The following is a 12360-nucleotide window of genomic DNA, read 5'->3' as shown; positions in this document are numbered from 1 at the left end:
GTTCGGCTTCGCCGCGTTTACAGGAGATTCACCGAAAGATCGCCCGATTTGCACGCACTTTTGAGCGAGATGCGGCGCGGCGGGGTTTCGCGCGACTCGAAAGGCCGGACGACTTTTGTACGCAGCGTAGCGCCGCGCTGCGTCATTCATGCTGCTCTGTTTGGATTGACGCCCATATTTTTTCTCCGTTAGGCAAGGCCGACAGCAAGTTTTGCAGCGCAAAAGAGCAAGAATCGGGGAGAGCCATGAGCGAAATCGAACGCGAAGAGATGGATTGCGACGTCGTCATCGTCGGAGCAGGTCCGTCCGGCCTGTCGGCGGCCATCCGGCTCAAGCAGCTCGATCCCGATCTGGAAGTGGTTGTGCTGGAGAAAGGCTCCGAGGTCGGTGCGCATATCGTTTCGGGCGCGGTCATGGACCCCGGCGGGCTCGACGCGCTGATCCCGGACTGGCGAGACCGGGACGCGCCGATCACGACAAAGGTCAAGAAGGACGAGTTCTACATGCTGGGCGAGGCGGGCGAGATCCGGCTGCCCAACATGATGATGCCGCCGCTGATGAACAACCATCACTGCTACATCGTCAGTCTCGGCAATGTCTGCCGCTGGATGGCGGAACAGGCCGAGGAGTTGGGCGTCGAGATTTTCGCCGGCATGGCTGCCTCCGAACTGGTCTATGGCGAGAATGGCGAAGTGAAGGGCGTGGTTGCCGGCGAGTTTGGCAAGCAAGCCGACGGCACGCCGGGGCCGGCCTATGAGCCGGGCATGGTACTCAACGGCAAATACGTCTTCATCTCCGAGGGCGTGCGCGGCTCGCTGGCCAAGGAAATCATCGCCAAATACGCGCTTGATGCCGATTGCGACGTAGCCAAGTTCGGCCTCGGCATGAAGGAGATCTGGGAGATCGACCCGGCCAAGCACCGCGAGGGCACGGTGACGCACACGATGGGCTGGCCGCTGGGTTCGAACGCAGGCGGCGGCTCCTTCATCTATCACATGGAGAACAATCAGGTCTGCGTCGGTTTCGTGGTGCACCTGAACTACGCCAACCCGCATCTCTTCCCCTACATGGAGTTCCAGCGCTTCAAGCATCACCCGATGCTCAAGGAGCTTCTGGAAGGCGGCAAGCGCGTGGCCTACGGCGCCCGCGCCATTTCCGAAGGCGGCTACCAGTCGATCCCGAAGAGCTGTTTCCCCGGCGGGGCGCTGCTGGGCTGCTCCTCGGGCCTGATCAACGTGCCGCGGATCAAGGGCATCCACAACGCGATGTATTCGGGCAAGGAGGCCGCCGAAGCCGCTCATGCCGCTATTGCAGCGGGTCGCGCTGGCGACGAGCTGACCGATTACAACGTGGGCCTTCGGACCGGACCGGTCGGCAAGGATCTCAAGCCGGTGCGCAACGTGAAACCGCTCTGGTCCAAGTTCGGCCTGCTGGGCGGGCTCAGCTTCGGCGGGCTCGACATGTGGCTCGGCTCGATGGTCGGCTGGAACCCGTTCGGCACCATGAAGCACGGCAAGAGCGACGCGCAGGCCACCGGCGAGGCGGCGAAGTTCAAGCCGATCGACTATCCCAAGCCCGATGGCAAGCTCTCCTTCGACCGGCTGACCAACGTCTCCTTCGCGATGACCAGCCACGAGGAAAGCCAGCCCTGCCATTTGAAGCTCGCCGATCCGGAAATGCCGGTGAAGGTCGAACTCGCCAAGTTCGGCGGCCCGTCGGCGCGCTATTGCCCGGCGGGCGTCTACGAATTTGTCGAAGAAGCGGGGTCGGAGGCGAAATTCGTCATCAACTTCTCCAACTGCGTGCACTGCAAGACCTGCGACATCAAGGATCCGACGCAGAACATCACCTGGACATGCCCGCAGGGCGGCGACGGGCCGAACTACCCGAACATGTAAAACTTCCGTCATAACAGGCGGAGAATGGGGCGGCGCTTGCCGCCCCTTATTGTTTCATTTGGATTGCGAAGCTAGGTTGTCCGGCATGAGATTTAATCGAGGCCGAGCTTTGCCCCTAATCCGCACCCTCCCGCTCGCATTGGTCCTGTCCTTCGGCACGGCCCTTTCCGTTTCCGCACAAGAGCCGGAGCGTGGCTTCTCCGGCGCCTATCTCGCGGCGCGCCACGCGAGCTTCCAAAGCGACTACCGGGCAGCCGCCGAGTATTTCACCCGGGCCCTCGCCCGCGACAGGGACAATCCCGAACTTCAGGAAAACGCGCTGCTCGCCTTTACCGGGATTGGCGAAATCGAAAAGGCCGTGCCGATCGCACGCCGCATGCAGAGCCTCGGTTACCAAAGCCAGATGGCGAACATGGTGCTGATGGGCCACGAGCTGAAGGCCAAGAATTTCGACGGCGTGATCTCCGGCCTTGACGGCCCGCTGACCGTCGGGCCGCTGGTTGACGGGCTGGTGCGTGGTTGGGGCCTTATGGGGCTGGGCAAGGTCGACGAGGCGATTGCCGCCTTTGACGAGGCCGCCGAGACAACCGGCCTGGCGGCCTTCGGACTCTATCACAAGGCGCTGGCCCTGGCGCTGGCAGGCGATTTCGAAGCCGCCGACAACGTGTTCGGGGGCCGCGAGGGGCAACCTCTGCCGCTGACACGCCGGGGCGCCATCGCCCATGCGCAGGTGCTCAGCCAGCTTGGCCGAAACAGCGCCGCCATCCAGTTGATTCGCCTTGGCTGGGACCAGGATCTGGACCCGGGCCTGGAGGAATTGATGGCCCAGCTCGAAGCCGGCGATACCGTGCCCTTCACGCAGATCCGCAACGTTCAGGATGGTCTGGCCGAGGTCTTCTATACCGTCGCGGGCGCGCTCGAAGGGGAGGCCGCAGATAGCTACACGCTGCTCTACACCCGCCTCGCGGAGTATCTGCGCCCCGATCACGTGGATGCCATCCTGCTCAGCGCCAATCTGCTGGAAGCACAGGAACAGTACGAGCTGGCCACGCAGGCCTACAACGCGGTACCCCGCGACGATGCAGGCTTCCATATTGCCGAGATCGGCCGTGCCGCGGCCCTGCGCGCCTCCGGCCGGAACGAGGCCGCCATCGAGGTGCTGGAGCAGCTTGCCGAAACGCATAGCAATATTCCTATCGTGCAGGTCACGCTGGGCGACAACCTGCGCGCCGAGGAACGCTATGACGACGCCTCCAAGGCCTATGACGCCGCCATCGAACTGTTCGACAAGGAGGAGCGCGGGCAGTGGATCGTCTATTACGCACGCGCGATCGCCCACGAGCGCGAGAAGCGTTGGGAGCTGGCCGAGCCCGATTTCCGCAAGGCGCTTGAGCTCAATCCGGGTCAGCCGCAAGTGCTGAACTATCTCGGCTACTCCTATGTCGAGATGCAGACCAATCTCGACGAGGCGCTGGCGATGATCGAGGAGGCGGTCGCCGCCTCTCCCGGCAGCGGGTACATCATCGATTCGCTGGGATGGGTCTTCTACCGCCTCGGCCGCTATGAAGAGGCCGTGGAGCATCTTGAGCGGGCCACCGAGTTGATGGCCGTGGACCCGATCGTGAACGATCACCTGGGCGATGCCTATTGGGCCGTCGGTCGGCACATCGAAGCCGAGTTCCAGTGGCACCGCGCGCTGTCTTTCGACCCCGAATCGGAAGATGCTGAACGCATCCGCCGCAAGCTGGAAGTCGGTCTCGACCGGGTTCTGAAAGAAGAAGGGTCCGAACCTCTCGCCGTGGCCAATGGCGCCCATTGAGGAGTTCGCCCCGGCCAAGGTCAACCTGACCCTGCATGTTACCGGACGGCGCGAAGACGGCTATCACCTGCTCGATTCCATGGTCGTCTTTGCCGATACAGGGGACCGGATCCTTGTAGAGGATTCGGAGGCATGCGCCTTCGCCGTCACCGGCCCGCGGGCCGCCGGCATTCCGACCGACGCCAGCAACCTCGTGTTGAAAGCAGCGGCATTGATGGGTGCGCCCCGGGCCACCATCACGCTCGACAAGCATCTGCCCGCCGCTTCCGGCATTGGCGGCGGCTCCGCCGATGCCGCGGCTTGCCTGCGCGCGCTGGCAAGGCTGCTCCGGCGTCCTCTCCCAGACTTCGAAGCCGTGGCGCGGCTTGGCGCCGATATCCCGGCCTGTCTCGAAGGCCGCTCCGTGCGCATGCGTGGGATTGGCGAACGGCTGGAGCCGATCGACAGCTTGCCGCCCCTGCCGGCGGTTCTGGTCAATCCCGGAGTGGAGGTCTCCACGCCCGAGGTTTTCCGCAGGTTGTCCCGCAGGGACAATCCGGAAATGTCCGAGATCCCCTGCAACATGGACACTCCGGAGCGCATCGCCGGCTGGCTGAAGACCCAGCGCAACGACCTCGAAGGCCCGGCCCGCGAGATTGCACCCGAAATCGGGGAGGTGCTCGACTTGCTTGGCGCGCGTCCCGATTGCCTTCTGGCGCGCATGTCCGGCTCGGGAGCAACCTGTTTCGGTCTTTACCCGAGCGCGGCAGCCGCGAAACGCGCGGCAGCGGAGATTTCCGGCCTTCGCCCCGGCTGGTGGGTCCGGCCGACACTCCTTGCCTGACGGAAGGCCCAAGGCACGGGCCGATTGGAGATTGTCAACGAATCAAACCAAAAAGGTGAGTTTTCAAACTGCATAATTTGCAGGCAATCGAACAGTATTCGAACTCTCGCGCGATTTCCAGAATGCCTTTCCAATTCAACTTTATTGGGTCAGCAAGTCTGACAAAAATTCCTTGCGCGTCCCATGCTAGCGTCCGTGGGAACAAGGAGATTCAAGATGATCGAAACGCCCTACCTTCTGTTTCTCGGAGAAGCCCCGGACCAGCTCGCCGCCAAGGTCGCGCAGGGTATCAAGGACTGGCGTCCGGAATTCGCCGTGGGTCAGTTCCGCATGGACGGCTGCAAGGCTGACATGAAATTGACCGACATGACGCTCGACGAGGCGCTGGAAGCCGGCGCCAAGACGCTGGTGATCGGCGTGGCCAACCGTGGCGGCATGATCTCGCACGAATGGCGGCACGTTCTGGCCGAAGCGCTGTTGAAGGGGTTCGATCTTGCCTCCGGCCTGCATAACCTGCTGTCGGATGAGCCGGAACTGGTCGAGATTGCCAAGGCCGAGGGGCGCGAGATGCACGATGTCCGCGTGCCGGAGGTCGATTACCCGATCGCCAACGGCAAGAAGCGGACCGGCAAGCGTTGCCTTGCGGTCGGCACCGATTGTTCGGTCGGCAAGATGTACACCGCGCTTGCGATGGACGCGGAGATGCAGAAGCGCGGCATGAAGTCGACCTTCCGCGCGACGGGCCAGACGGGCATCCTGATCACGGGCGACGGGATTCCGCTCGACGCCGTGATCGCCGATTTCATGGCCGGCGCCGTGGAATGGCTGACACCAGACAATGACGAGGACCACTGGGACCTGATCGAGGGCCAGGGCTCGCTCTTCCATGCCTCCTATTCCGGCGTCACGATGGCGCTGGTGCATGGCGGGCAGCCGGATGCGCTGATCCTGTGCCACGAGCCGACCCGGGAGCATATGCGCGGCCTGCCAGACTACGCGCTGCCCTCGCTGGAAGAGCTACGCGATCTGGCGCTGACGCTGGCAAGCCGGGTCAATCCGGATGTGAAGGCGGTTGGCATTTCGGTGAACACGCAGCATTTGTCCGAAGACGAGGCAAACAGCTATCTCGCCGACCTTGAAGCCGAGTTTTGCCTGCCGGCGGTGGATCCGTTCCGCCATGGCGCCGGCAAGCTCGTGGATGCGCTGGCCGCGTTCGACTGAGCGAAGTCCTTGCGGAGACGGAAGGATTGAGTCTTTCTGCCTCCGGCGGGGCGTGAGGGGCGTGTCGGAAATGGTCCGGGGGACCATTTCAGCCCCGAACGGGCGGAGCCCTGGGAATGAAGAATACGGGAGAGGCCGGGGATGCGGGTTGAGGTCACGGCGGATGTGTTCCGCCTTGCGCAGGTTTTCACGATTTCGCGCGGGTCGCGGACGGAAGCGAAGGTTCTAACGGTTCGGATCGAGAAGGACGGCTTCACAGGGCAAGGCGAATGCGTGCCCTACGCGCGATATGGTGAAACGCTGGCAAGCGTAACGGCGCAGATCGAAGGATTGCCGACCGCGTTCGACCGTGCTTCGTTGCAGGAGCTTCTGAAACCCGGCGCGGCGCGCAATGCCGTGGATTGCGCGCTTTGGGACTTGGAGGCCAAAACGTCCGGCAAGCCCGCCTGGGAACTGGCCGGGCTTTCGGCGCCGGGGCCGTTGATCACGGCCTATACGCTGTCGCTCGACACGCCGGAGGCGATGCAGGCCAGCGCGGCGGAGAATGCCCATCGTCCCTTGCTGAAGATCAAGCTGGGCACGCCGGATGACATGCCGCGGCTGGAAGCGGTGCGCGCCGGAGCGCCGGCTTCGAAGATCATTCTCGATGCCAACGAGGGTTGGACCGCAGAGATCTATGCCGAGCTTGCGCCGCATCTGCTGCGGCTGGGCGTGGCGATGGTGGAGCAACCGCTGCCCGCGGGCGCGGACGACGGGCTTCTGGGGCTGGAGCGGCCGGTGCCGCTTTGCGCCGATGAATCCGTGCATGACCGGGCGACGCTGGAGAAGCTGCAGGGCAAGTACGACCTGATCAATATCAAGCTCGACAAGACAGGCGGGCTGACCGAGGCGCTTGCATTGCGCAAGGCGGCAGAGGAAGCCGGGTTCGGGATCATGGTGGGCTGCATGGTCGGCTCGTCGCTGGCAATGGCCCCGGCTGTGCTGTTGGCCCAGGGCGCGGCGGTGGTGGATCTCGATGGACCGCTCCTGCTGGCCGAGGACCGTGCAACCCCGCTGAGCTATGACGCGGCGGGGGTCCACCCGCCGAGCCGCGAACTTTGGGGCTGAACCGCCTCTCGGGGTGCCACGACGCTTGACCGTAACCGCTCAAGCGCCCAAGAGGCAGTCCAGGAACACGAAGGAGAAGACAGTGAGCCGCATTGTTTACGTGAACGGGGACTATCTCCCCGAGGAAGAGGCCAAGGTCTCGATTTTCGACCGGGGCTTCCTGTTCGCCGATGGCGTCTACGAGGTGACATCGGTGCTCGGCGGCAAGCTGATCGATTTCGACGGCCACAAGACGCGCCTGCAACGCTCGCTGAACGAACTGGACATGCCGGTGCCCGAGGCGATGGACGATCTCCTGGAAATTCACCGCGCACTGGTGGAAAAGAACGAGATCACCGACGGGCTGATTTACCTCCAGATCACCCGCGGCGCGCCCGCGGACCGGGATTTCGCCTTTCCGAGCGCGGATGTGAAGCCGACGCTGGTGCTCTTCACTCAGTCCAAGCCCGGACTGGCCGAAAGCCCGCAGGCGAAGACTGGCATCAAGGTGATCTCCATCGAGGATATCCGCTGGGGCCGCCGAGACATCAAGACGGTGCAGCTTCTCTACCCGTCCATGGGCAAGATGATGGCCAAAAAGGCCGGTGCGGAGGATGCCTGGATGGTCGAGGACGGGCTGGTCACCGAGGGCAGCTCGAACAACGCCTATATCGTCAAGGGCAACAAGATCATCACCCGGCACCTGGGCACCGAGATCCTGCACGGCATTACCCGCGCCGCGGTGCTGCGTTTTGCCCGCGAGGCGCAGATGGAGGTCGAGGAACGCGGTTTCTCCATCGACGAGGCGAAGAATGCCGACGAAGCTTTCATCACCTCGGCATCGGCCTTTGTCATGCCTGTTGTGAACGTGGATGGCGTGGCGATTGGCGACGGCACGCCGGGCCCGATCGCGGCACGGCTGCGCGAGATTTATCTCGACGAGATGCGCAAGGCGGCGATCTGAGCCAACCACCGATCCGGAAAACGAGAAAGCCCGGCGTCGATCTGGATCTCGCCGGGCTTTTGCGTGTTTGCGCAGGATCGCGATCAGACCGCGAGAGCCTCGATGTGAAGTTCGACGTGGCGGTTGGCCGAAACATGCGGCAAGCGCAACAGAACCCTGTTGCGGTACAGAATATCCTGCCCGGTGCCATCTGTGATCGGGCGCGTTGCGAAGTCCGTCGGAACGAGTGCCGCCACCTGTTCGGCGGGAAGTTGCAACAGCAAAGCGTTGCTGCAGAGATCGAATCCAGAAAGGATGGCGGGTTGGGCTGCATTGGGATCAAAAGTTACAGAACGTCCGGACTGTGACTTGGCGCGCCCATGAGAACTATTGCCACGCTGTTCACGGATAAGCGCGATCGCGGCCAGGGAAATGGAAATGGCGATGATCGCCAGTGTGATAACATTCAACATAATACACCTCTTCGCCCCAAAACTAGTTCTAACAGAAAAACAGCGACGAATTTATCAGATTTAAGTATTATATTCAATGCTTTGAAGAAACAATAGGTCCACGCAGGGCGCATTTGTTTCCGGCACGAGGCCATCCGGCTTAAGGTTTCGGAAAGACTCAGGGCGAAAATGGGGCGGCACATTTGTCGTGCCGCCGGGTTTCCGGCTCAGTTTCGATCGGGCTCACCGACATTCTCGCGAAAGGCGGTTTCAAAAGCGGCCTGCTTCTCCGGGCTTGCCTCGGACTGGTTCCGCGCCTTCCACTGATCGTAGGGCATTCCGTAAAAAGCCTCGCGCCCTGCGGCCTTGTCCATCTCGATACCGCGCTCATTGGCGGCTTCCTGATACCAGCGGGACAGGCAGTTCCGGCAGAAACCGGCAAGGTTCATCATGTCGATATTCTGCACGTCCGCACGATCTTCCATCAGGTGCTTGCGCAGGCGGCGAAAGGCGGCGGCCTCGATTTCGATCCGCGTCTGGTCGTCCATGTCTCTCTCCCTGTCTTTCGAGTCATTCTCCACAATCGGCCAGCGCCGCAACCAGGAGCGGCGCGAGCCGACGCCCCCAGGCACGCTGCTGCTCGACGGTCCCGATCAGATCCTGCCGAACCTCGATCAGAACATGCGGCCGGTCGTGGCTCAAGGCATGGCGATGGATCGAGTCGCCCGGCTGGTGCCCGGCATAGGGTTCGTTGTCGCCGACGCACAGGTCTTCCTCGGCCTGCAGCCGCGCGATCATAGCCTGCGACAGCACATTTTGCGGCGGCGTGTGGAGCAGCGCGACATGCCATGGCCGCGGCGGACGCCCCCGCAATTGCGGCGTAAAGCTGTGAATGGCGACGATCACCGGTGACCGGCGCGAGGCCGCCAGCCGCCCAAGTTCCGCATGGTAAGGCCGGTAGCAGAGCTCCTTGCGGCGCTCCAGTTCCGCGGCATCCGCGAGGCGGTTGCCCGGAATGATCGTCCCGTCATAGAGCTTCATCAACAGCGTAGGGTCGTCCTCACCGCGATTGGGGTCGATAACCAGCCGCGAGAAATTCGACGTGATCAGCGGGGCGTCCAATGCGTCCGCCATCGCATGGGCGACCCCTGCGGCGCCCGGATCGTAGGCGATATGCCGGGACATCTCCGATTGGGGCAGGCCCAGCGTGCCGCCATTGACCATCGGCGGGACGGTGTTCGTTGCGTGATCGCAGGTGATGAGCCAGCGACTGCTCCGGCTTTCGCCGTGTGTATGGAAAGCGTGATATGTCATGGGCACGTGATCTTTTACGCGCATGGGTGTATTGCGTCGGGGAGCGAAGTGCCAGAGCCATCCGGGGGTGGCAAATCGACGGCTTTATCGCTAACTGTCCCCCGGAAGCCGAATGAACGGAAAGGTTGCCCTATTATGCGGCGAATGCGCAATGTGAAGATCGTGGCCACGCTTGGTCCCGCCTCCGACGACTATGACACGATAAGGAGGCTCTTCGAGCTTGGCGCCGATGTTTTCCGGCTCAACATGAGCCATGGCAGCCACGAAGAAATCCGCGAGCGCCACAAGATCATCCGCCAGATCGAACAGGAAATAGGCCGCCCCATCGCCATCCTGGCCGACCTTCAGGGCCCGAAACTCCGCGTCGGCGTGTTTGCCGGAGACTCGGAAGTGCTGGTCGAGGGCGAAAAGTTCCGCATGGATCTCGACGAGGCCGAGGGCACGTCGAGCCGCGTGCGCCTTCCGCATCCGGAGATCTTCCAGGCACTCATGCCGGGCGCGACCCTGCTGGTGAATGACGGCAAGATTCGCCTGCGGGTCGAGCAATGCGGTGACGACTATGCCGATTGCGTCGTCGTGACGGGCGGCACCATCTCCAACCGCAAGGGCGTGAACGTGCCCGACGTCGTCCTGCCGGTGGCCGCGCTGTCGGACAAGGACAAGAAGGACCTGGAATTCGTCTGCGAGCTGGGCGTGGACTGGGTGGCGCTCTCCTTCGTGCAGCGCCCGGAGGACGTGCTCCAGACCAAGGAACTGGTCGCGGGCCGCGCCGCCGTGCTCGCCAAGATCGAGAAACCCGCCGCGGTCGATGCCTATGACGAAATCCTCGCCGTTTCCGACGGAATCATGGTGGCGCGGGGCGACCTCGGGGTCGAACTGCCTGTGCAGGCGGTTCCGCCGATCCAGAAACGCCTGATCCGCGGCGCGCGCTCGGCGGCCAAGCCGGTGATCGTGGCCACCCAGATGCTCGAATCGATGATCGAGAGCCCGGTGCCGACCCGCGCCGAGGTCTCGGATGTCGCCAACGCCATCTACGAGGGTGCCGACGCGGTGATGCTCTCGGCCGAATCGGCTGCCGGCGCCTATCCTTTCGAAGCGGTGCGCACGATGGACGCGGTCGCGGTCGAGGTCGAAAGCGGCCAGGTCTATCGCGAGATCATCGAATCGGCGCGTCATGTCGAACGCAACACCACCGCCGACAGCATCGTCTCCGCTGCGCGCGAGATTGCCGAGAATACCGGCGTGAAGGCGATCTGCTGCTTCACCCATTCCGGCACCACCGCGCTCAAGACCGCCCGCGAGCGGCCCCGCGTGCCGATCCTCGCGCTGACACCCTTCACCGGGACGGCGCGGCGGATGTGCCTGAGTTGGGGCGTGAACTGCTTCATGACCAATGGCGATGTGAGCCGTTTCAAGATGGCGGTCGTTTCGGCCGCCCGCGCTGCACGCGCTGGCCAGTTCGCCAATGCCGAGGACAACATCGTCGTCGTCGCCGGCGTGCCCTTCAACATCCCCGGCTCCACCAACATCCTGCGGGTGGCGCCTTGCGACGAAAGACTGATTTTCAACACTGATCCTGAATAATCGCCCGTTTCAGTGTATGGTTCTCCAGAAACGCGTATTCTGGAGAACCAGGGTGACCCTTGATCTGGATCTTGTCTTTGTCATCGGCCTGATCGTCTGCATCCTCTCGGTGCCGGCGTTTCTAGGCGCATATTCCGAAGGTCGCTCGCTACGCGCTGGCATGATTCTGGTCATTGTCGGTGCCGGGCTGATTGCATTTGCTGTCGTGCAGACCCCCCTGGGAACCTACTCTGCGACGAAGATTCCCGAAATCTTCACCAAGGTTGCGGGCAGCATCCTGCACTGACGCGGTTCATGACGCAGGAAGGTTCAGCCTCCCCACAATTCCGGCCATTCCAACGCTGCCGCTGCGCGCACGCGGCCGGACCAATGAGACAAGGCACCTTTCTGCAATTCCCGCACCATCCATGCCGGTTGCGCCTCTATCGGCAGTGGGTGTGGCGTGGTGAACCCATGCGGCGCGGCGGGCACATATCCACATTTGGGATAGAATCCCGGATGCCCCATAAGGAAGATCAGCGACTGGTCCATCTCCGCGGCCATCGCTGACGCGGCATGCGTCAGCGCCTGCCCAAGCCCGCGCCCCTGCCGTTCGGGATGCACCGCGAGCGGCGCAAGCCAGGACAAGGCCGGCCCGTCCGCCACCCCATCGAGCCAACCGCGGCTGAGCAGTACGTGCCCGCGCAGGACATCGCCCTGGAACAGGACGAGATTGACCAGGGGCGCCGCCGCCGGATCCGCAAGCAGGGCTTCGACCAGCTCTGCTTCTGCGTTTCCACCGAAGGCCAGCCGGTTGAGTTCGAGAATCGCAGGGATATCCACGGGCGCGGCGGGGCAAAGGAGGATATCGGTCATCATTCCATTCCTTTTGATGTGTCTGCGGCCAATAATTGGCGGGTCGCGCGTACGCGTCCGCACCGGTCAACGGTTGCGGTCGTTGCCCCCTCCCCGGTCGAGGACGCGCAGCGCGCGCGACTCCGTCTTGAAAATGTTCATGAGGTTCGGCCCGAAGAATGTAGGCAAGGCGTCCGGACAGGCCCGGAAGCGTGTCTCGGCACGAATTGCGGAAGGCTTCCCCAATGGGAACCCTTCAGTGGCTTGCTACGGTCTCCAGCATTCAATCTCCGATTCGTATCGGTTGCGCCCTTGGCGCCGGTATAATGAAAACGTAGGAATGCGGCGCAAGCCGGTCAATGCGCCCTGAGGGCCATACCGCCGTC

General features: G+C 63.0%; 12 protein-coding genes. 8 read left to right on the top strand and 4 right to left on the bottom strand.

What is annotated here, in order from left to right:
- Positions 1 to 245 precede the first annotated feature (245 nt).
- The 6 genes from BLR85_RS05755 (at position 246) to BLR85_RS05730 (ending at position 7811) form a co-directional block, all read left to right on the top strand.
- Positions 246 to 1898, top strand: coding sequence for an electron transfer flavoprotein-ubiquinone oxidoreductase (locus tag BLR85_RS05755; RefSeq protein WP_093151385.1), 1653 nt, complete (start codon positions 246 to 248; stop codon positions 1896 to 1898).
- Positions 1899 to 1983: 85 nt separating this feature from the next.
- A complete protein-coding gene (locus tag BLR85_RS05750; protein ID WP_093151381.1) occupies positions 1984 to 3717 on the top strand; it encodes a tetratricopeptide repeat protein in 1734 nt (577 codons plus the stop codon).
- Complete coding sequence (locus BLR85_RS05745) at positions 3704 to 4540, top strand: 4-(cytidine 5'-diphospho)-2-C-methyl-D-erythritol kinase (protein WP_093151376.1); 837 nt, start codon at positions 3704 to 3706, stop codon at positions 4538 to 4540. Before BLR85_RS05750 ends, BLR85_RS05745 begins: the two co-directional genes overlap by 14 nt.
- A 216-nt stretch (positions 4541 to 4756) precedes the next feature.
- A complete protein-coding gene (gene dgcN / locus BLR85_RS05740; protein WP_093151371.1) occupies positions 4757 to 5761 on the top strand; it encodes an N-acetyltransferase DgcN in 1005 nt (334 codons plus the stop codon).
- Positions 5762 to 5902: 141 nt separating this feature from the next.
- Positions 5903 to 6868 (top strand): N-acetyl-D-Glu racemase DgcA, encoded by a 966-nt coding sequence (gene dgcA / locus BLR85_RS05735; protein WP_093151367.1) that lies wholly within the window; start codon positions 5903 to 5905, stop codon positions 6866 to 6868.
- Between the two features lie 82 nt (positions 6869 to 6950).
- Positions 6951 to 7811: a D-amino-acid transaminase gene (locus BLR85_RS05730; protein WP_170844459.1), complete on the top strand. Its 861-nt coding sequence runs from the start codon at positions 6951 to 6953 to the stop codon at positions 7809 to 7811.
- A gap of 83 nt (positions 7812 to 7894) precedes the next feature.
- Here BLR85_RS05730 and BLR85_RS05725 read toward each other — a convergent pair whose 3' ends face one another.
- From BLR85_RS05725 to BLR85_RS05715, 3 genes are all read right to left on the bottom strand, one after another.
- Complete coding sequence (locus BLR85_RS05725) at positions 7895 to 8263, bottom strand: hypothetical protein (protein ID WP_093151360.1); 369 nt, start codon at positions 8261 to 8263, stop codon at positions 7895 to 7897.
- Positions 8264 to 8469: 206 nt separating this feature from the next.
- Positions 8470 to 8790 (bottom strand): DUF1244 domain-containing protein, encoded by a 321-nt coding sequence (locus BLR85_RS05720; protein ID WP_093151356.1) that lies wholly within the window; start codon positions 8788 to 8790, stop codon positions 8470 to 8472.
- A 22-nt stretch (positions 8791 to 8812) separates the two neighbouring features.
- Positions 8813 to 9556: an N-formylglutamate amidohydrolase gene (locus BLR85_RS05715; RefSeq protein ID WP_093151585.1), complete on the bottom strand. Its 744-nt coding sequence runs from the start codon at positions 9554 to 9556 to the stop codon at positions 8813 to 8815.
- A 135-nt stretch (positions 9557 to 9691) separates the two neighbouring features.
- Here BLR85_RS05715 and pyk point away from each other — a divergent pair, with 135 nt between their 5' ends.
- Positions 9692 to 11140 (top strand): pyruvate kinase, encoded by a 1449-nt coding sequence (pyk, locus tag BLR85_RS05710; RefSeq protein WP_068307421.1) that lies wholly within the window; start codon positions 9692 to 9694, stop codon positions 11138 to 11140.
- A 52-nt stretch (positions 11141 to 11192) separates the two neighbouring features.
- Positions 11193 to 11426 carry a hypothetical protein gene (locus BLR85_RS05705; protein ID WP_093151353.1) on the top strand — a complete coding sequence of 78 codons (234 nt, stop codon included), beginning with the start codon at positions 11193 to 11195 and terminating at the stop codon, positions 11424 to 11426.
- 23 nt (positions 11427 to 11449) lie between these two features.
- Here BLR85_RS05705 and BLR85_RS05700 read toward each other — a convergent pair whose 3' ends face one another.
- Positions 11450 to 11995 (bottom strand): GNAT family N-acetyltransferase, encoded by a 546-nt coding sequence (locus tag BLR85_RS05700; protein WP_170844458.1) that lies wholly within the window; start codon positions 11993 to 11995, stop codon positions 11450 to 11452.
- Between the last annotated feature and the right edge of the window lie 365 nt (positions 11996 to 12360).

This window comes from Aliiruegeria lutimaris, assembly GCF_900099935.1.
Taxonomy (GTDB): domain Bacteria; phylum Pseudomonadota; class Alphaproteobacteria; order Rhodobacterales; family Rhodobacteraceae; genus Tropicimonas; species Tropicimonas lutimaris.
Note: the sequence above shows the minus strand (reverse complement) of the source record. Positions and strands in the feature narration are given on the sequence as shown.

Excerpts from the sequence above, each read along its gene's own strand:
- BLR85_RS05755 (WP_093151385.1), top strand. The coding sequence starts at position 246 with ATGAGCGAAATCGAACGCGAAGAGATGGATTGCGACGTCGTCATCGTC.
- BLR85_RS05750 (WP_093151381.1), top strand. The coding sequence starts at position 1,984 with ATGAGATTTAATCGAGGCCGAGCTTTGCCCCTAATCCGCACCCTCCCG.
- BLR85_RS05745 (WP_093151376.1), top strand. The coding sequence starts at position 3,704 with ATGGCGCCCATTGAGGAGTTCGCCCCGGCCAAGGTCAACCTGACCCTG.
- dgcN (WP_093151371.1), top strand. The coding sequence starts at position 4,757 with ATGATCGAAACGCCCTACCTTCTGTTTCTCGGAGAAGCCCCGGACCAG.
- dgcA (WP_093151367.1), top strand. The coding sequence starts at position 5,903 with ATGCGGGTTGAGGTCACGGCGGATGTGTTCCGCCTTGCGCAGGTTTTC.
- BLR85_RS05725 (WP_093151360.1), bottom strand. The coding sequence starts at position 8,263 with ATGTTGAATGTTATCACACTGGCGATCATCGCCATTTCCATTTCCCTG.
- BLR85_RS05720 (WP_093151356.1), bottom strand. The coding sequence starts at position 8,790 with ATGGACGACCAGACGCGGATCGAAATCGAGGCCGCCGCCTTTCGCCGC.
- BLR85_RS05715 (WP_093151585.1), bottom strand. The coding sequence starts at position 9,556 with ATGACATATCACGCTTTCCATACACACGGCGAAAGCCGGAGCAGTCGC.
- pyk (WP_068307421.1), top strand. The coding sequence starts at position 9,692 with ATGCGGCGAATGCGCAATGTGAAGATCGTGGCCACGCTTGGTCCCGCC.
- BLR85_RS05700 (WP_170844458.1), bottom strand. The coding sequence starts at position 11,995 with ATGACCGATATCCTCCTTTGCCCCGCCGCGCCCGTGGATATCCCTGCG.